Origin of the sequence: Geomonas terrae (assembly GCF_004791675.1) — a bacterium.
Taxonomy (GTDB): domain Bacteria; phylum Desulfobacterota; class Desulfuromonadia; order Geobacterales; family Geobacteraceae; genus Geomonas; species Geomonas edaphica.
Map to the genome: position 1 here is coordinate 716,341 of NZ_SRSC01000002.1, position 19,339 is coordinate 735,679.

Below are 19,339 nucleotides of genomic sequence, written 5' to 3' on the forward strand. Positions count from 1 at the left end.
ACCCCGTTTCGGGTGGTTCTGGTATCATCCCTTCTCATGAACTACCTGTTCCATCTATACCTCTCCGGCGACGACCCCGACATCCTCACCGGCAACTTCATGGGTGACTTCGTGAAGGGGCGCCTCACCGACGCCTACCCGGACAAGCTGCGACGCGGCATCGAGCTGCACCGTCGCATCGATTCCTTCGCCCAGAACCACGCCGCCTTCACCGCGAGCAGGAAGCGCCTGGGGGCCGACTTCGGACTGTACCGCGGCATCATGGTCGACATCTTCTATGATCACTTCCTCGCCGTGGGATGGCGGCAATGCAGCACGGAAGCGCTCCCGGACTACCTAAAGCGCGTACGCGCAAGCGTCGAGGCGCGCCGCGACCAGCTCCCGGAGCGTCTCAAGGGACTGGTGCCGGTGATCTTCGAGGAGCTGATCCCTTCCTACCTGAACGCCGAAGGGGTGGCCGACGCGCTGCGGCGCATGTCGCGGCGCGTGCCGAGGGCGAACCCGCTCGCTTCGGGCGGCGTGGAACTTACCCGCCACTACCGCTTCTTGCAAGAGGATTTCCACGCCTTCCTGCCCGACATTCGCGGTTTTGCAGAGGAGACCATCCGGCGCTGACCCTTTCTTCGGCGCGGTAACCTTTCAGATGATGCGCGTGAATTTTTCCTTGGGGTAGATGGAGCGCGCGAAGAAGTCGACGAAATCGTCGACCACCTGTTCCACGAGGGCCGGCTCAAGCACTTCCGGGCACTCCTCCTTCGGGGGACCGTCGAACTGCATGGTAAACTTCCGCTTTTCCAGTTCCGCACTTATCGCACTGCCGCGCAGGCCATCGCCACCCGGTTCGCGCTCCCAGTAGACGCGCGCGTATGGCAGGGCCTCTCTCAGCCTCAACATGATCTGCCTGCCGATATCGTGCATCGGTTCACCTCCCGCTAACGTTCCGATTTGGCAAAAACAGCTGCAATACTAGCGGCACCCTTCGGATTTGCAATCGCTAACGGTTGCAAGTTCTCAAAGCGCACCTCCCCCCTTTTTTTAGCCCATTAACCCTACAATACGCTTGAATCCGAGCCCTGCACAAGGTACATTAGAGCGCCGCATAGACGCCGCTAATTGGAGAAGACCGATCGACACGATTCAACTGCTCATCTTCACCCTTGACGACCAGCGTTACGCGTTGCGTCTGGACCACGTAAAACGGGTGGTCCGGGCGGCGGCCCTCACCCAGCTCCCCAAGGCCCCGGACGTGGTAATGGGCATCCTGGACCTGCACGGAGAGATCGTTCCCGTCATCAATCTGAGGAGGCGCTTCAGGCTCCCCGAGCGCCCCGTCGCCCTGAGCGACCAGTTCGTCATCGCGCGCACCGGCAGGCTCACCCTTGCCCTCGTCGTGGACGGTTCCGAAGGGGTCATCGAGCCGCCTGCGGCCGACATCCTTGCAGCCGACGAAGTCGTGGCAGGAGCCGGGTTCGTCGCCGGAGTGGCGCGAACCACGGATGGACTGGTACTGATCCACGACCTCGACGCCCTGCTCTTCCCTCACGAAGAGGAGCAGATAGCCGCGGCGCTGGAACGCGCCTGACATGGCGGAGTCGCAGACAAGCGCGACGCTGCAGCTCTTCGCCGCGTTCGTAGCAAAAGAACTTGGGCTTCACTTCCGCAAGGAACGCTTCTCGGAACTGGCGCAGAAGATGGCTACCCTTGCGCAGCAGGAAGGGGTCGAGGATCTGGAGCGCTACCTGCTGCAGCTCATGTCCGTCCCCTTGGGTAAGGACCGGCTGCGGCTTTTGGCCAGTGCCCTCACCATCGGCGAAACCTATTTCCTGCGCGACCCGAAAAGCTACCAGGTGCTCGAGGAGCAGGTGCTCCCGGGACTGGTTGCGGCTCGTCGGCGCGGCAACCGAACCATCCGGATCTGGAGCGCCGGATGCTCCACCGGCGAAGAGCCCTACAGCATCGCCATCATCCTGAGCCGTGTGCTCCGGGACACGACCGGCTGGAAGATCACCATCCTCGGCACGGACCTCAACGAGCACGCCCTGGAACGAGCCAGACTGGGGGTGTACGGCAAATGGTCCTTCCGGAACGCCCCCGGGTGGCTCATGAATTATTTCTCCCAGCGGCCGGACGGCAGCTTCGAAATCGCAAACGGCATCAGGGAGATGGTCCGTTTCGGGCATCTGAACCTCGCCGAGGACGCCGACACCCCTTCCCCGATTGCCGGAGGGGCCGATGTCATCTTCTGCCGCAACGTGATGCTCTATTTTCACGAGGAGCAGATCGAGAAGACCGTCGCCAGGTTCCGCGCCGCGCTGAGGCCGGGCGGTTGGCTATTCATGGGACCGACTGAGGTGGACCACCACAAGGTGGAAGGTTTCACCTGTCACATCTTCGATGGCGCCCTCGCGCTGAAAAGAAGCGAGCCGCGCCAGAAAGCGACGCGAGCCGAGTTTCGGGTTCCTGCTGACGCGCCGGCGCCCCAACCGGGTGCACACCCCGGGCGTGTGGTCGGGCGAACCGTGACATCGGCCGCGGGAAAGCAGCCCCCGGCCAATAAAACGGCGGGCGGGCCGGAACTCCATGCGGCGCCGGCATCAGCAGACGCGCCGCAGGGCCCGGACCTGCTGCAGCAGGCGCTTTCGCTCTTCGACACGGGCGCCTATGAAAAGGCCGCCGAGGTTGCGCTCGCCGGGGCACAGCACGCCGAGCACCTAGCCCTCGCGGCCCGCTGTCATGCAAACCTCGGGCGCTACGACGAGGCTCGCGAGCTCTGCGAAAGATCGATCCGCCTCGAGCGGCTGAACCCGCACAGCCACTACCTCCTCTCCATGATCCGCGAGCAGACGGGAGATGAAGAAGGCGCCGTCACTTCGCTGAAGCACGCGCTCTACCTCGACCACGACTACCTGCTCGCCTATTTCGCGCTCGGAAACCTCTTCAGAAAGCGCGGTGAGCGGCAGGAGGCGGAACAGAGTTTCGGCAACGCCCTGCGCCTTTTGCAGCGGCTCGACCCGAACGAGGCCATCCCCGACACCGAGGGGATGACGGCCGGCATGTTGATCCATCTGATCAAGGGGATCAGCAGGCGGTAATGCAGCACGTTTTCCACGCTTAGGAGAAGAAGCATGTCGCAGAGAAGTTCCGCCATAGACTGGGCCTCACTGCTCACCCGCCAGCAGGTGGCCTTCGACGCCGTTCTCCAGGACCGGCACGACCATGAGCGCGAGCAGGCACTGCTTAAGGAACGCGCCCGGCTCATGAGCCAAAAAACTGCCGAGGACGCCGGCAGCGTTGCCTGCGTCGACTGCCTGGAGTTCACCCTTTCCGGCGAGCACTACGCCATCGAGCTTTCCTTCATCGCGGCCACGCTTCCACTGGCCGATTTCACCCCTTTGTTCTGCACCCCTCCCTTCGTCCTGGGGATCACCAGCGTGCGCGGCAAGATCATCTCCATCGTGGACCTGCGCCGCTTTTTCGAGCTCCCGGCAGCCGGACTTTCCGACCTGAACCGGGTGATCGTCGTAAGCGACGGCACCATGGAATTCGGCGTCCTGGCAGACCGGGTCGAGGGGATGCGCTCTCTGCCCCTGTCGGATCTGCACCCGACACCCGATACCTTTACCGGGATGAGAGGGGAGTTCCTTGCCGGGGTAACCGCCGAGCGGCTCGCCCTGCTCGACATGGCCAGGATCCTGGCCGACCCGCGCCTCATCGTGCACGAAGAGGTCGGGTAGATAGTGAAATCAAGATCGAGGTTGAGGTCGCCATCTCAACCTGACTTTTGGAGGTTCCATGCTCAGCAACCTTAAAATCCGCTCCAGGTTGATCGCAGGCTTTTCCGTGCTGCTCGTGTTCCTGGTCCTGATCGGCACGCTCTCCCTCAAAAACCTCGCCGCCGAGGGGCGCCTGCTCAGCGAGTTCTACGAGCACCCCTTCACGGTGACCAACGCGATCCAGCAGGTCGACACCAACATCGCACGGATGCACCGCGGCATGAAGGACGTGGTCCTCTATGCAGCCGACCGTGAAGACCTGGAAGCGACCATCGCGGAGATCGCCAAGTACGAGCAGGAGGTCTACCGCGGACTGGCACTCGCCCGCGAGCGCTTCCCCGGCGACCAGGCGAAGATCGACCGGATCAAGGAGTCGATGGATCAGTGGAAGGAGGTACGCGCCAAGACCATCGCGCTCACCCGGCAGGGTAAGGTGAAGGAGGCGGTAGCCTTCCACAAGAACTACGCCCGCCGCACCGTGGCCCAGATCGACGCCCAGGTGGAAGAGGTGCTGAAGGCATCCCACACTACGGCCAGCAACTTCGCCGCCGAATCCGCGAGGAACCAGCGCTTCACCTTCGCGATCACCGCTGTCCTCCTGGCACTGGCCTGCATCATCGCCGCCATAATCGCCTTCGCCATAACCGCATCCATCACAAGGCCCTTAAACGACGCCGTGCAGGCCGCCGACCGCCTGGCCCAGGGGGACGTCTCCGTCGAGCTCGACAGCGCCTCTCCCGACGAACTGGGACAGCTTTTACGGGCGATGAGGAAGATGGTGCTCTCCCTGCGCCGCATGGGGGAGACCGCAAACCGGATCGCCATCGGCGACCTCGATCTCGAGGTAGTTCCCCTCTCCGAACGCGACGTCTTCGGCAACGCCATGAGCAACATGGTTGCCTCCCTGAAAAGGCTCGCCGCCAGCGCCGACCGCATCGCGGCCGGGGATCTCACCATCGAGGTGCTCCCCGCTTCGGACAAGGACCGCCTGGGTAACTCCTTCAGCCTGATGACCAGGAACCTCAGGGACTTGAGCCTCGAAATCTCCGAGGTGGTGAGCGTCCTCGCCGGGAGCGCCGCCGAGATCATGACTACGGTAAGCGAACTTGCCTCCAGCTCGGCCCAGACCGCCACCTCCATCTCCGAGACCAACGCGACGGTCCAGGAGATCCGCCAGACCACCGACCTCACCTCGCAGAAGTCGCGCCAGGTTTACGAGGGGGCGCACCGCTCCGCGCAGATCGCCAAGACCGGCCGTGACTCGGTGAACAGCACCCTGGACGGCATGCAGGGGATCGACGAACGCATGGGCTTCATCGCCGAGCGCATCGTGAACCTCTCAGAGCAGAGCCAGGCCATCGGCGAGATCATCGCCACGGTAGCGGACCTCGCCGAGCAGTCGAACCTCCTCGCCGTGAACGCCGCCATCGAGGCCGCCAAGGCGGGTGAGCACGGCAAAGGGTTCGCCGTGGTGGCCCAGGAGGTGAAGAACCTCGCCACCCAGTCGAAGCAGGCGACCTCCCAGGTGCGCAGCATCATAGGCCAGATCCAGAAGGCCACCACCGCCGCCGTCCTTGCCACCGAGCAAGGGAGCAAGGCGGTCGAGGCGGGGATGAAGCAGTCGAGCGAAGCGGGCGAGTCGATCCGCCAGCTCGCCGCGAGCATCGAGGACTCCTCGAACGCCACGTTGCAGATCGTCACCTCGACCCAGGAGCAGGCGATCGGCATGGACCAGATCGCCATCGCCATCCAGAGCATCAACCAGGCAAGCGATCAGAACGTGGAGGGGTCGCGCCAGATCGAGGCGGCCGCGAAAAACCTCTACGAGCTGAACCAGAAACTGCAGAAACTGGTGAGCGGCTACCGGCTCGCCTGATCCCCCTCAGCGGCGGGAGATCACGAATAAAGGTGACTATTACGACATGAGCGACCACGAGGCGCTGTTAAAAGAACTGCTCGCGACCTTCGCGATAGAGGCACAGGAACACCTGGACGCCCTCTCCTCCCATCTCCTCGCCCTGGAGCGCGAAGAGGAGGAGGCCGGGCGACAGCGCCTGCTGGAAGGGGTGTTCCGCCGCGTGCACACCCTGAAAGGGGCGGCGCACGCCGTGAACCTCGCCGACGTCGCCCACGACTGCCAGGAACTGGAGGAGGTGCTGGCAGAGATCAAGCGTGGCGAAGCGGAGTTCGGCGTGGAGATCTTCGACCTCCTGCACCGCGAGATAAACCGGCTTTCGGCCCGCATCTTTCCGGCAGGCGCCCCCACCGCCGCACCTGGAGCGGCGCAACAGGGCGCTTCCCAAACCGCCCCCCACTCTCCTCTTCCGACGGCGCCAACGCCCCCTGTTATTGCCGTTACGACCGCCCAGGCGCCTACCCCGGCGCAGCCACGCCATGCAGCGCCTATACATGGCGCCGACGAAACGGTACGGGTCTCCGCTCGGCTTCTAGAGACGCTCCTTTTGCACTCAGAGGAGCTCGTATCCGCGAAACTCGCCGCCTCGGTACTGCAGGAGGAGCTCTCCACCCTTGTCGGCGAGGTTGCCGAGCGGGGCGCCGAACGCGACCGTGCCCTCGCGGCGGCAAGGCGCGCGGTCAAGAAGGGTACCGGTGGCGAGGCCTCGCTGGCCGGACTTCTCGAACAGGGGTGCCTGCATGAACGTACCGTAGAGGGACGTCTGCGCCTTCTGGAGAAAAGCGCTGAAAAGCACACCCGTTCGCTGCAGGCACTCGTCGACCCGCTCCTCGAGGAGATGAAGAAACTGCAGCTCCTCCCCTGTTCCTCCATCCTCGACCCCTTTGCGAAGCTGGTGCGCGACCTCACCCGCGAACTCGGCAAGGAGGCCGACTTCTCCCTCTCCGGTGGAGAGTTGGAGTTCGACCGCCGCATCCTTGCCGAGCTGAAGGAGCCGCTTTTGCACCTCGTGCGCAACACGGTGGACCACGGCATCGAGCTGCCGCAGGCAAGGGAAGCCGCTGGCAAGCCGCGCCGCGGCACGGTGAGCGTCGAGGTGAGGCTGCAGGACGCGAACCGCGCCGAGCTCATCCTCGCCGACGACGGCTGCGGCATAGACCTCGAGCAGGTGAAACGTTCGGCGCTGCGGCGGGAACTCGCGACCGAGGAGACCCTCGCGCGCATGCCCGACGCCGAGGCGCTTCAGTTCATCTTCGAGTCAGGGCTTTCCACCAGCGGCACCATCAGTAGCATCTCCGGACGCGGCGTCGGCCTAGCCATCGTGCGAGAGACGCTGGAGCGACTGGGCGGGCACGTCTCCGTCACCAGCATGCCCGGCACGGGAACGACCTTCCGGCTCGTCTTCCCGCTCTCATTCGCCCGGATGCGCGCGCTCTTGGTGCAGGTCGCCGGCCGCGACTGCGCCATCCCGGCGGCGGTGGTCGAACTGAGCGCACGCGTGCCGCTCTCGGAGGTGAAACGGGTGGAAAACCGCGACACCGTGGTCGCCGCGGGGGAGGTGCTTCCCCTCGTCTCGCTGGCCGGCATCCTGGAAACGGGTCGCCGGAGCATCGAGCCCGACGTTACGGTCTCTTACGTCATCTTGCGTGCCGCCGACCGGCGCATCGCCTTCGCCGTGGATCAGGTGCTCGGGGTGCAGGAGATACTGGTGAAGCCGCTCGGGCGCCAGCTCTCGCGGGTGCGTAACGTGGCCGGCGCCACCGTGCTCGGTTCGGGGCGCGTGGTCCCGGTTTTGAACGTGGCCGACCTCTTCCGCTCCGCTTTAGGGGGTGGTGCCGCCGTCGCCTCACTGCCGTTAGCAAACACCCCGGCACGCCAGGCGCGCGTATCCGTGCTGGTGGCGGAAGACTCGATCACCTCGCGGACCTTGCTGAAGAACATCCTGGAGGCCTCCGGCTTCCTCGTGCGCACCGCGGTCGACGGGGCGGACGCCATGGCCCAGCTGAAAACCGACCCCTGCGACGTGGTGGTCTCCGACATCGAGATGCCGCGCATGGACGGCTTCGAGCTCACCCGGTCGATCCGCGCCGACGCGAAGCTCGCCTCGCTCCCCGTGATCCTCGTCACCGGGCTCGAGTCCCGTACCGACCGGGAGCGCGGCATCGACGTCGGCGCGAGCGCCTATCTGGTCAAGAGCAGCTTCGACCAGACAAACCTCATCGAGGTCATCCAGAAACTCACCTGACAAGGAATCCGCGTGATCAGAGTTCTCGTAGTTGAAGATTCCAAAACCGTGCAGCAGGCGCTGGTGGCCGCTTTCGACGCGGACCCCGAACTGACCGTGATCGGCACCGCGGAGAGCGGCGAGTCCGCCGTGGAGGCCGCAAAGAGCCTCAAACCGGACATCATCACCATGGACGTCAACCTCCCAGGTATGGACGGGTTCGACGCCACCCGCGCCATCATGTCGAGTTGCCCAGTCCCCATCGTGATCGTCACCGGGAAGATGAACCCGAAGGATTCGGCCACCCTGTTCCGGGTCATGGAGGCGGGAGCCCTCATGGTGCTTGCCAAGCCCGCCGCGCCAGGCTCTCCCGGTTACCACGAGTCGGTGGCGGACCTCATCCGCCACGTGAAGCTCATGTCCGAGATCAAGGTGGTGCGCCGCGTTTTCCCGACCGGCAAGATCGCCCCCACACAAGCCGCAGTCCCGGCGCCCCGGACCGCTCCCGCCGCCCCGGTAAAGGTGGTGGCCATCGGCGCCTCCACCGGCGGTCCTCCCCTTTTGCGCCGCATACTCTCAGCGCTCCCGGCATCCTTTTCCGCCGCGGTTCTCGTCGTACAGCACATGGCCGTGGGCTTCACGGAAAACTTCGTGCACTGGCTGAACCAGCACTCCACCATGCCGGTGCTCCTCGCTGCCGACGGCATGACCGTGGAGCCGGGGCGGGTCTACGTGGCGCCCGACAGCTACCATATGGAAGTCGCCCCACAAGGGCGCATCCGCCTTACCAGCACGGCCCCTGAAAACGGGGTGCGTCCCGCCGTGTCGGCGCTTTTCCGCACCGTGGCGCAGCACTACGGTCGGCACGCGGTCGGGGTACTTTTGACCGGCATGGGGAAGGACGGGGCCCTGGAACTCAAGACGATCCGCAGCAGTGGAGGCGTCACCGTAGCGCAGGACAAGGAGACGTCCATGGTCTTCGGTATGCCGGGCGAAGCGATCCAGATCGACGCGGCCCAGCACGTCCTTTCCCCCGACGGCATCATCGATCTGCTGACCACGCTGGCGGCAAAAGGCGCCGCCGCCTTGAAATGAAGGAGTTGGCAACGAACATGAATCAAAGCAGCGCAACAGCGGTTCCGCACCGTATCCTCATCGTAGATGACAGCCCCACCCAGGCAAAGCTCCTCGAGCAGATGCTCGCCGAACAGGGGTACCGGGTCGTCGTGGCTAGAAACGGAGACGAAGCGCTCGAGGCCCTTCCGCAAATGCCGGATCTGGTGATCAGCGACATTCTCATGCCGGGGATGGACGGCTTCGAGCTTTGCCGCCGCATCAGAGAGTCGAAGACAGGGGGTGAAACACCGATCATCCTGCTCACCCACCTGAACGACCCGGCCGACGTGCTGCACAGCCTCGAAGTGGGCGCCAACTACTTCGTATCGAAGCCGTACAGTAAGAAACTGCTCCTGTCCCGCATCAGCGCCGTGTTGAACGGGGAGCGGGTTTGCCGCCAGGGTGACAACGACGGCGAGGTCGCCGTCAGCTACCGCGGCAAAAACTACCGCGTTCAGGCCGACTGTGCCCACACCATCGAACTGCTTCTCGCCACCTACGAGATGGCTGCGGAAAAGAACCAGGAACTGCTTGGGGCTAAGGCGTCCCTGTCGAGCCTCAACCGGGAGCTCGAGCAGCGCGTCGTGGAGCGGACCGCGGCCCTCACCCAAGAAACCGCGGAACGCCTGCAGGCTATGGACGAACTGAGGAAGAAGGACGAAGTGCTCATGCAGCAAAGCCGCCAGGCTGCGATGGGCGAGATGATCGGCAACATCGCGCACCAGTGGCGCCAGCCGCTGAACGCTGTGGGGCTGCTGGTCCAGGACCTCACCCTCTCCTACGAGTACGGCAACTTCAGCCGCGAGTACCTGGAGGCGAGCACCGGGAAGATAATGCAGATGGTCCGGCACATGTCGCAGACCATCGACGACTTCAGGAACTTCTTTACGCCGGACCGGGAGAAGAGCGCGTTTGAACTGAAGAAGGTGGTCCGTCGCACCCTGGCCCTCATGGAGGGAAGCCTCGCCGACAAGGGGATCCAGGTCGAGGTCTCGGATGGCGACGTCCCTCCCATCGTCGGCCACCCCAACGAGTTTTCCCAGGTGCTGCTGAACATCATCAACAACGCCGCCGACGCCCTGTGCGAAAAAGGGATACCTGGGCCGAAGATCAAGGTCATCGTGGCCCGCGAGGGGGAAAAATCCGTCATCACCATCGCCGACAACGCAGGCGGCATACCGGCAAACATCATGGGACGGATCTTCGAGCCCTACTTCACCACCAAGGAACAGGGGAAAGGAACCGGCATCGGCCTGTTCATGGCAAAGAACATCGTGGAAAAAAGCATGAACGGCTCGCTCTCGGCGCGAAACACCGGGAACGGGGCCGAGTTCAGGATCGAGGTCTAGCATGTCAACGAAACCAGGGGCGGGGTTCACCCTGCTCTACGTAGAGGACGAGGAAGTCACGCGTGAAACGGTGCTGGGGCTTCTCGCGCGCCGTTTTCCCGGCCTGACCATCCGTGGCGCGGAAAACGGGGCAAAGGGGCTTGAGCTTTTCGGCAGGATATCCCCGGACCTCGTGGTCACCGACATAAAGATGCCAGCCATGAGCGGCATCGAGATGTCACGGCAGCTTCTAGCGCTCAAACCGTCCCTGCCCGTCATCATCACGAGCGCGCACAGCGACATGGAGTACCTGATCGAGGCGATCGAGCTCGGCGTGTCACGCTACGTTCTGAAACCGATCGACTCCGGGAAACTCTTCGCCGCCATCGAGGCCTGCCTCGGCGCCCTGGCCATAGGGCGGGAGCTCGCCGCGCAGCAGGCATTCGTGCGGAAGCTCTCCCGGGCCGTGCAGCAAAGCCCGAGCAGCATCGTGATCACCGATCCGCGTGGCTTCATCGAATACGTGAATCCGAAGTTCGTCGAGCTGACCGAGCGCCCGGAGCCGGAAGTCAAGGGCCGCCACCTCGCCACCATCTTGCAAGGTGGAGATGCCATCTGGTCCTCGGTCGCACCCGGGAACCAGTGGCACGGAGAGCTGACCGGAGAGCGCAAGCACGGCGCCCCCTTCCACGAGGCCGCATCCATCTCGCCCGTCTTCGACGAGGCCGGCACCATCAGCAACTTTGTGGCGGTGCTGGAGGACATCACCGATCGGGTGCAAAACGAGCGCGAGATCAGGCAGCTGAACGAATCCCTCTCCACTCGCGCCAAGGAGCTTGAGATCGCCAACCGCGACCTGGAAGGGTTCAGCTACACGGTCTCCCACGACCTGCGCGCTCCCCTCACCAATATCAACGGCTACTGCCAGGTGATTCTGGAGCTTTACGGGGAAAAGCTCGAGCCGGGGTGCAAGGAGTTCATCGACATCATCTTCAACGAGACGGTGAACATGAACCAGTTGATCCGCACCCTGCTTGAGTTCTCTCGCGTGTCGCGCTCAGAGCTCTCGAAGCAGCCGGTCGACCTGAGCGACATGGCGCTTCTCATCGCCGCGGCGCAGCAACTGGCTGAGCCGGGACGACGTTTCTCCTTCTCCATCGCGCCGGACCTGACCGCCTACGGAGACCCGGACCTCCTGAAGGTAGTGCTGCAAAACCTCATCTCCAACGCCTGCAAATACTCGGCGCAGAAAGATGAAGCGCGCATCGAGTTCCTTAAGACGGAAGTGGACGGTACAGAGGCCTTCGTCGTGCGCGACAACGGTGCCGGGTTCAACATGGAGTACGCGGGCAAGCTATTCAGCCCTTTCCAGCGGCTACACACCGACCGGGAGTTCAAGGGGTTCGGTGTCGGGCTCGCCACCGTGCAGCGCATCGTGCAGCGGCATGGTGGCCGGGTGTGGGCGGAAGGTGAAGTCGGCAAAGGGGCAAGTTTCTTCTTCACCCTGCCCGCACTCGAACCTGGGCGTGACGGAACCGGTTTATAGGAAATCCCGGGAAGGCGGGTGCAGCACCCTCACGAAGCTCTGCGCGAGCCCTAGGTTCCCCCCTTTGCGAAGGGGGAGCCTGCCCCCCGTAGCGCCTTTGCAAAGGGGGAGCCTGCCCCCCGTAGCGCCTTTGCGAAGGGGGGACAAGGTGGGATTTGCCTTGGTGAGACCGCACCGAAACTGCTGAATAATTTTGTCGAGTCAATTGTGCTGGAGGTTTTACTGTTGTGAAAAGACGCAACACGCAACGGATCTTGCTGGTAGACGACGAACTGGACATCCTCGACGGCTGCCGCTCCTGCCTCAAAAACAGCGGTTTCGGCGACATCCTCACCGAAAGCGACAGTCGCCTTGTGCTGCCGCTTCTGGAGCGCGAAGAGGTCGATGTCATCGTGCTCGACCTGCACATGCCTAACCTATCCGGCGTCGACCTGCTGCCGCAGATCGTAAACCGGTACCCGCAGATCAAGGTGATCGTCTCCACCGCCAGCAATGAGGTGGAGACGGTGGTGAGCTGCATGAAGGGGGGCGCCTTCGATTACATGGTGAAGCCGATCGACGTGAAGCGCCTGCTCACCTCGGTCCGAAAGGCGCTCGAGCTGAAAAGCCTCTCCAGCGAGCTTTCCACCCTGAAACAGTACATGTTCACCGATCGCCTGGACCACCCGGAGGCCTTTTCCAGCATCGTCTCGTCGAACAAGGCCATGCGCGCCGTCTTCCAGTACATCGAGGTGGTCGCCGGGACCAGACAGCCGGTCACCATCACCGGCGAGACCGGCACAGGAAAAGAACTCGCCGCCCGCGCCATTCACGACCTGAGCGGACGCAGCGGCCCCTTCGTTCCTCTGAACGTCGCGGGGCTGGACGACAACATGTTTTCCGACACCCTTTTCGGCCACGTAAAGGGAGCCTTCACCGGTGCCGACGTGGCGCGTGACGGGCTCATAACCCGCGCATCCGGCGGGACGCTCTTCCTCGACGAGATCGGCGACTTGGGCGAGATGTCGCAGATCAAGCTCCTTCGCCTTTTACAGGAGCAGGAGTACTACCCGGTCGGCTCCGACTTCGTGAAGAAGAGCGACGCCCGCATCGTCATGGCGACGAACCGGGACCTACAGGAGCTCATCAAACAGGGAAAGTTCAGAAACGACCTCTACTACAGGCTCTGCGCGCACCGGGTACACCTCCCACCCCTGCGCGACAGGCTGGACGATGTCCCGCTTTTACTCGACCACTTCCTCGAGAAGGCCGCGGCTCAACTGGATAAGAAGAAGCCTACCCCGCCCCCCGAGCTTGCTGTCATGCTGACCCTCTACCGTTTCCCGGGGAACGTGCGCGAGATGGAGGCGCTTGTCTCCGAAGCGGTCCTTCGGCATAAAGGAGGCGTTCTCTCCATGGAGACCTTCCGAAGCGCCATGGGGTCCGAGGTGCAAAGCGTGCCGGAGGCACCGGCGCCGCGGACGGAGAGCCTGGAGCAGGCCTTGGGCGCGGTTTTCGGCCGGTTCCCGACCATAGCAGAGGTTGAGGAGCAGATGATCGCCGAGGCAATGCGGAAGGCGAAGGGGAACCAGGGGATGGCGGCGAACATGCTTGGCGTTGCGCGCCAGACTCTCAACAAGCGTCTCAAGTCGCAGTCCGCCTGAAGTAAAGGAAGGGCGCCTAAATAACAAAAACCGCCGGTAGCCCAAAGGCCCCGGCGGTTTCTTTTTTTTGTTATCCGTAACGTAGAACGTAGAACATAGAACGTAGAACGCTCTCTAGAAATATCGTTCGACGATCCCCTGCGCCAGATCCATGGACGAGGTGAAGGCGGGTGAGATGGGGTTCAGGACGTGCACCCCCTCCCCTTCGGCCACCACCAGGAAGTCCATCACCAGCTCCTTTTTCTCCCAATCCACCAGTTGCGGCCTGATCCCGACCTTTGAGGCGGGCACCACGTCTTCGGGCTTGAGCTCCTTCACGAGCCTCGCGGCATCCTTGAAGAAGACCGAAGGGAGGTACTTGGCAGGCTCGCTAAGCGCCACGTTGCGAAACGGCTTGTTGGTCATGAAGAGGATGAGGTCTTCCCAGGCGATGGATAGCGCTTCGGCATCGATCCCGGCGATGATGCCGTAGTTCTCCCTGCCGAAAGCGGGGATGGCGGTGGGCCCTAGATAGACGTCGCCGTGGACGCTGCGGGTGAAATGGACCCCGAGGAAGGGGTTACGGATATCCGGCACCGGGTAGATGCTGGAGTTGACCGTGTAGGGAGCGTCCTTTTTGAGCAGGCGGTACACACCCTTGAAGGGGATGAGACGGTACTGTTCCCCCACCCCGAAGAAGCCCGCCACCTTGTCGCAGAAGGCCCCCGCGGCGTTCACGAAACGGTTGAAGCGGATCTCCCCGCGGCTCGTCACCGCGACACCACTCCCTTTGATCCCGGTTAGGCGGCACCCCATGACGAAGGTGACCCGGCCGCTCTCCTCCAGGTCCGTTCTGAGGCTCTTCAGCACCGCCTTCGGATCGACCACGGCGGTGTAGTGGGAAAACAAGGCGCGCTCGACGGTGCGAGCGTTGGGCTCGATGGCGGCAAGCTGCCGTTCGTCGATCATCTCCACCTTGGCGCCGTTCGCGGTCGCGCGGCGGAAGAGCTCATCCAGGACGGGGAGTTCCGCCGGGGTCCGGGTGACGATGACCTTGCCATTTTCCAGCAGGGGGAGCCCCTTCTCCTTGCAGTACGCCCGCATCAGGAAGTTGCCGTTTAGGCAGGACTTCGCCTTCATGCTGTCCGGCGAGTAGTAGATCCCCGCGTGCAGCACTCCGCTGTTGCGCCCCGAGGCGTGCACCCCGAGTTCCGCCTCCTTCTCGATGATGACGATGTCGCCGTGGCCGGTACGCACCAACTCGCGTGCTATGGTGAGGCCGATGATGCCCGCCCCGACGATGAGGATGTCGGCTTTGTCGAAGCTCATGTATCACACCTCCGGATGTTTTTCGGGGAAGATGCCGCTATCCCGTTGCATGGTCTAACCAAGGCAAATCCCCCCTGTCCCCCCTTCGCAAAGGGGGGAACGCTGGGGCTAGTGCAGCGCTTCGTAGACGCACTTACCCTTCCCTCTTACCCCGGGACTTCGACGCTACTCGCGGATGGAGAAGCGTGCTAGGGCGTCGCAGCGTACCACCTGCACGGCGCTCGTGTTGCCGCGCGGATAGATCTCCCGGGCAAGGTAGGCAAGCTCCTCGTGCTCCTCGTCAGCGGGAACGTCGCGCCACCACGCCTTGTTTCCACCCTGCGAGCCGTCGCTCCAGCGATAGCCGCGCTCCTTTAAGACGTCCTTCTTGTCGAAGGGGGCGGAGACGGCGAAGATGCGCGAGGTGATCTCGTGGGCCCGCTTCAAAAGGGTCATGAAAATGGAAGCGCCGGTCACCGGGAGCCGCTCGAGAAGGAGCCCAAGCACCCCCTCGGCGTCGTCCAGCGCGCGATGCGCGTTGATGGTGAGCGAACCGGTCTTGAAGAGCAGAAACTCCAGGGTTCGCGAGGAAAGCCGCTCAGAACCCCAGTCGATCTGCGATACGGTGCAGGCCCAGGGGAGTTTAGCATAGGCGGGATAACGCGACTCGACGAACTTCCGGTCAAAGGCGGCATTGTGGGCGATGACCAGATCGGCCTTGGCGGCAAGGGCGTTCATGAACGCATCGTCGAAGGCCTGACCACGCACCATCTCGTCCGAAATCCCGGTGATCTCCTGCACCTCCGGCGGAATGGGGAAGCCGGGATCCTCAAAGCCTGAGTAGCGGTCCGTGATGCGGTATATCTCGCCCGTCTCGGCGTCGTACTCGAAGGCGACCACACCGAGCTCGATGATCCGGTCGCGCCGGAAATCAAGCCCGGTGGTTTCGGTATCGAGGCAAAGGGCCACGCGCGAGTGCTCCGGCCCCGGTCGCCCGAGCCTTGCATCGCGCGCCAGATTCAGGCGGCGCAGCACCTGGTAGTCCCCGGTGGAGTGCAGCGAAGCGATGGCGATCTCGATCTCCAGCGGGTTCATCTCCACTACCCTCTTTTTCTGTGGCGTCTTGGCCATCATCACCTCAAAAGCGCCCGATCAGGAGAGGTACTTCTCCCTGAGCGCAACCTTGTTGATCTTCCCGACACTCGTCTTGTCGATCGCTTCGACGAACTTCACCTTGACGAGCACAACCTGCTTGCTCACCACCCCCTTGTCGGCATACGCCCGGACGTGATGGGCGATATCCTTCTCGGTCACGTTGGTGGAAGGCTTCGGGACGACCAGGGCCAGCGGACGCTCACCCCACTTCTCGTCCGCCTTACCGATGACAGCCACCTCGGCGACCAGCGGGTGATGCGTGATGATATCCTCAAGTTCCAGCGAAGAAACCCACTCACCGGCCACCTTGATGACGTCCTTGCTCCGGTCGGTGATGCGCAGGTACCCGAGTTCGTCGCGCACCGCCACGTCGCCGGTGTGGAGGTATCCGCCAGTCCAGAGACGCTCCGAAGCCTTGTGATCCTTCAGGTACCCCTGGCTGAGCCACGGCGAGCGGACCACCACATTGCCGGCGCTCGCGCCGTCGCGGGGAAGCTCCTTCAGATCATTGTCCACGACACGAAGGTCGACCAGCGGCAGGGTAAGCCCGGTCTTGCATCGAACGTCCGCCTGCTCCGGGTGGGATAGCTCCAGCATGGCAGGGGTGAGCTGCGAGATGGTGAGAATGGGGCAGGTTTCCGACATGCCGTAGCCGGTAAATACATCGATACCCGCTTTGAGCGCCTCGACGCAGAGGTTGCGCGACATGGCGGCCCCGCCGATGATGAGCTTCCATCCCCTGAGATCCATCCTCTCGGCATGAGGGTGCTTCAGCATCATGTGCAGGATGGTCGGGACGCAGTGCGAGAACGTGACACCTTCTTTCTCCTTCAACTCGAGCAGGGTCTCAGGGAGATAGCGGCCGGGGTAGACCTGCTTCAGCCCGAGCATGGTGGCGACGTAGGGAAGCCCCCAGGCATGCACGTGGAACATCGGGGTGATCGGCATATAGACGTCGTCGCGGTGCAGTCCGCCATGCGCGGTAATCGACCCGAGCGTCGCAAGCAGCCCGAAGGTGTGCAGCACGAGCTGACGGTGGCTGAAGTAGACCCCCTTGGGCATGCCGGTGGTGCCGGTCGTGTAGAAGGTGGTCGCCCGCGTGTTCTCGTCCAGATCGGGAAACTCCGACATCGGGGCGGACTTGGCGAGAAGCTCCTCGTACTCTCCGGCGAAGGGGACGGTACCGTCGTGCTTTTCGCAGTCGTCGCTGATGAGGATGTAGGTGCGCACGTTATCGATCCTGCCGCGGATCTGCTCCAGAATCGGGAGGAATTCGGCGTTCACGAGGAGCACGTCGTCCTCGGCATGGTCGATGGTGTAGAGGATCTGCTCGGCCGAGAGGCGGACGTTGATCGTGTGCAGCACCGCCCCGATCATCGGCACAGCGAAGAAGAGCTCCAGGTAGCGATGGCTGTCCCAGTCCATGACCGCGACGGTCTGCCCGGGACGGACGCCGAGTTCGGTCAGCATCCCTGCCGCACGCCGCACCCGTTCCCTTAAGTCGCGATAAGAGCCACGGTAGAGGTCGCGGTAGACGATCTCCTGCTCGGGGTTATCGACCACCGGGTAGAGCAGCATGTTCTTTATCAGCAGCGGGTAATCGTAGGCGGACGGGGTGCGAGGGATCAGCAATTCACTCATCGTTGAGTTCTCCTGTATCTGTCAATTACATCTTGCGGCAGTCGTCGAGGAAATCCTGAAGCACCTCCTCCTCGACGCCGGCCAAAGCGGCGATGCGAGAAAGGCGCGGAAAGGACCAGTTGGTGCGCCCCTCGGCCAGGCGCTGCCCATCGGCGTCGTAGATCGCCATGGCGACCTCGGCCTGGGGAGGATCGAAGCTGACGATCTCGCCAACGACGCGGATCTCTGTGCCGGTCGGCACCGGCTTAAGGAAACGGATCGTGATGTCGCGAGTGACGCCGAGCTTGCCGTGGCGGGCGAAGATCGCGTAGGCGGCGGCCTCGTCCATGAGGGCGGATATGATGCCGCCGTGGACCATACCGTCGAACCCGCAATAGGTGGCGGGGATGCTCGTTACGCAGGCGACGCCGTCGGTGGTGTGATGGAAGCGAAGGCCGAGGCCGTGAGGGTGACCTTCGGAACATACAAAACAGGAGCCGGGCCAGCGTCCCTGCACCTTGGGCAGGTTGAGCACGGATGCATGGTCCGGACAGCAGGATTCTTTCATCTCTCCTCCTTCAACGCGGCTGACGCCGCGATTTCATTTCAACATTTGAGGCAGCGCACGTTCCCCTTTTCGCCCCAGCGCCGCACCGCGCGTGACAATTCTTCCAGCCCCGAGACGGCGGGACGGTTCAGGGCAAGGCAAAACAGGGGGGCCAGCAGGCCGGTGAATTCGGAGCGCTGCTGGAATAGAAGCCGGTCGGAAGCCTGAGTGACGATGCGACAGGAGAAAGTCCAGGCGAGCAGGCCGGAAAAGAAGAGCCTGCTTTTCCAGAAAACGTGCCCGGGCTCGGCAGTGACGAGGGAAGCGGTTACGTGGAAGATTTCCATCCCGGGCAGATGCACGACGAGGTCGTGGCGCCCATCGTCACCGAGCGGGGTCACCCTGGGGAAAACCGGGTTCCATTGCGAGTAGAGCGAGAAATCGGCGAGAAGCGGAGCGACCCTGTCGAACGAGGTTTGCAGCGGGGTTTCCAAAGTTACGGGTTTCATTTTCACCTGCCGAACAAAAGATGGGAAGGGACGGCTATTTCTTTTTCTCCGCCTCTTCGGTCATTCTCTTCTCGTGGGCCTCGCGGATCTGGTCCATTTCCTTCCAGTGGGCGTCCCAGTCCTTCTTTCTGATTAAGTGCAGGGCGAAACTCCCGAGGACGATGCAAACCCCGAAGAAAAACTGCATCACCTTGAACCCTTCGGCGACTCCGTAGATCATGCAGCCGACCCCGACCATGCCGAGCAGGAAAGGTGCGCTGAAAATGAGGCTTCCCAGGGATTGCTTCTCTGCCATCTAGTTTCCTCCGTGTCACGGGTGATCCGGGTTTATCCAACGAGGGCGCTGCCGATGTCTGTCCCCTCTCCCTTAGGAGAGGGGTGCACGCGGAAAGCCTTACGCGGTGCGGCTGGTGATCTCGATCAGGTGGTAGCCAAACTGCGTGCGCACCGGGCCGAGCACCTTGCCCACTTCGCCGCTGAAGACGACCTTGTCGAACTCCTCGACCATCTGGCCGGGTCCGAACTCTCCGAGAAGTCCCCCCTGGTTGCCGGACGGGCAAAGGGAGTGCGCCCTAGCGACCTCGGCGAAGTCGGCACCCGCTTCGATCTTCTCCTTGAGTGCGAGGCACTCGGCCTCGGTTTCCACCAGTATGTGACGCGCTTTTGCTCTTGCCAT

18 protein-coding genes are annotated in these 19,339 nt (G+C 63.1%); 10 read left to right on the forward strand and 8 right to left on the reverse strand.

The genetic code is table 11. The features are described 5' to 3' along the window. Nucleotides 1-36 precede the first annotated feature (36 nt). Complete coding sequence (locus E4633_RS10330; protein ID WP_135870162.1) at nt 37-615, forward strand: acyl carrier protein phosphodiesterase; 579 nt, start codon at nt 37-39, stop codon at nt 613-615. A gap of 24 nt (nt 616-639) precedes the next feature. Here the strand turns inward: E4633_RS10330 and E4633_RS10335 are convergent, their stop codons facing one another. Further along, nucleotides 640-918 carry a hypothetical protein gene (locus E4633_RS10335; RefSeq protein WP_135870163.1) on the reverse strand — a complete coding sequence of 93 codons (279 nt, stop codon included), beginning with the start codon at nt 916-918 and terminating at the stop codon, nt 640-642. Between the two features lie 142 nt (nt 919-1,060). Between E4633_RS10335 and E4633_RS10340 the strand changes: the two genes are divergently transcribed. The 9 genes from E4633_RS10340 to E4633_RS10380 all read left to right on the forward strand — a co-directional run bounded on the left by E4633_RS10340 (nt 1,061) and on the right by E4633_RS10380 (nt 13,545). After that, nucleotides 1,061-1,582 carry a chemotaxis protein CheW gene (locus E4633_RS10340; protein ID WP_246038021.1) on the forward strand — a complete coding sequence of 174 codons (522 nt, stop codon included), beginning with the start codon at nt 1,061-1,063 and terminating at the stop codon, nt 1,580-1,582. Nucleotide 1,583: 1 nt separating this feature from the next. Further along, a complete protein-coding gene (locus E4633_RS10345) occupies nt 1,584-3,092 on the forward strand; it encodes a CheR family methyltransferase (protein WP_135870164.1) in 1,509 nt (502 codons plus the stop codon). 33 nt (nt 3,093-3,125) lie between these two features. Further along, complete coding sequence (locus E4633_RS10350; RefSeq protein ID WP_135870165.1) at nt 3,126-3,734, forward strand: chemotaxis protein CheW; 609 nt, start codon at nt 3,126-3,128, stop codon at nt 3,732-3,734. 58 nt (nt 3,735-3,792) lie between these two features. Continuing rightward, nucleotides 3,793-5,649, forward strand: coding sequence for a HAMP domain-containing methyl-accepting chemotaxis protein (locus E4633_RS10355; RefSeq protein WP_135870166.1), 1,857 nt, complete (start codon nt 3,793-3,795; stop codon nt 5,647-5,649). Nucleotides 5,650-5,695: 46 nt separating this feature from the next. After that, nucleotides 5,696-7,933, forward strand: a complete 2,238-nt coding sequence (locus E4633_RS10360; protein ID WP_135870167.1) for a hybrid sensor histidine kinase/response regulator — start codon at nt 5,696-5,698, stop codon at nt 7,931-7,933. A gap of 12 nt (nt 7,934-7,945) precedes the next feature. Beyond that, nucleotides 7,946-9,007 (forward strand): chemotaxis-specific protein-glutamate methyltransferase CheB, encoded by a 1,062-nt coding sequence (gene cheB / locus E4633_RS10365; protein ID WP_135870168.1) that lies wholly within the window; start codon nt 7,946-7,948, stop codon nt 9,005-9,007. Between the two features lie 17 nt (nt 9,008-9,024). Next, nucleotides 9,025-10,377, forward strand: a complete 1,353-nt coding sequence (locus tag E4633_RS10370) for a hybrid sensor histidine kinase/response regulator (protein WP_135870169.1) — start codon at nt 9,025-9,027, stop codon at nt 10,375-10,377. Between the two features lies 1 nt (nt 10,378). After that, on the forward strand, nt 10,379-11,902 hold the full coding sequence (locus tag E4633_RS10375; RefSeq protein ID WP_135870170.1) for a sensor histidine kinase: 1,524 nt from the start codon (nt 10,379-10,381) through the stop codon (nt 11,900-11,902). 227 nt (nt 11,903-12,129) lie between these two features. Further along, nucleotides 12,130-13,545 (forward strand): sigma-54-dependent transcriptional regulator, encoded by a 1,416-nt coding sequence (locus tag E4633_RS10380; protein ID WP_135870171.1) that lies wholly within the window; start codon nt 12,130-12,132, stop codon nt 13,543-13,545. Nucleotides 13,546-13,659: 114 nt separating this feature from the next. On the opposite strand, the gene lhgO is transcribed toward E4633_RS10380, so the two are convergent. From lhgO to E4633_RS10420, 7 genes are all read right to left on the reverse strand, one after another. Continuing rightward, nucleotides 13,660-14,853, reverse strand: coding sequence for an L-2-hydroxyglutarate oxidase (gene lhgO / locus E4633_RS10385; protein ID WP_135870172.1), 1,194 nt, complete (start codon nt 14,851-14,853; stop codon nt 13,660-13,662). 165 nt (nt 14,854-15,018) lie between these two features. Next, nucleotides 15,019-15,963, reverse strand: a complete 945-nt coding sequence (locus tag E4633_RS10395; protein ID WP_135870173.1) for a 3'-5' exonuclease — start codon at nt 15,961-15,963, stop codon at nt 15,019-15,021. Between the two features lie 21 nt (nt 15,964-15,984). Beyond that, nucleotides 15,985-17,628 carry a fatty acid--CoA ligase gene (locus tag E4633_RS10400; protein ID WP_135870174.1) on the reverse strand — a complete coding sequence of 548 codons (1,644 nt, stop codon included), beginning with the start codon at nt 17,626-17,628 and terminating at the stop codon, nt 15,985-15,987. Between the two features lie 25 nt (nt 17,629-17,653). Then, entirely contained in the window at nt 17,654-18,175 is a 522-nt protein-coding gene (locus E4633_RS10405) for a PaaI family thioesterase (RefSeq protein ID WP_135870175.1), read from the reverse strand. 38 nt (nt 18,176-18,213) lie between these two features. After that, nucleotides 18,214-18,663, reverse strand: coding sequence for an SRPBCC family protein (locus tag E4633_RS10410; RefSeq protein WP_135870176.1), 450 nt, complete (start codon nt 18,661-18,663; stop codon nt 18,214-18,216). 34 nt (nt 18,664-18,697) lie between these two features. After that, nucleotides 18,698-18,958 (reverse strand): hypothetical protein, encoded by a 261-nt coding sequence (locus tag E4633_RS10415; protein ID WP_135870177.1) that lies wholly within the window; start codon nt 18,956-18,958, stop codon nt 18,698-18,700. Nucleotides 18,959-19,057: 99 nt separating this feature from the next. Then, the gene (locus E4633_RS10420) at nt 19,058-19,339 is read right to left on the reverse strand and encodes a peptidylprolyl isomerase (protein WP_135870178.1); all 282 of its coding nucleotides are present in this window, start codon (nt 19,337-19,339) and stop codon (nt 19,058-19,060) included.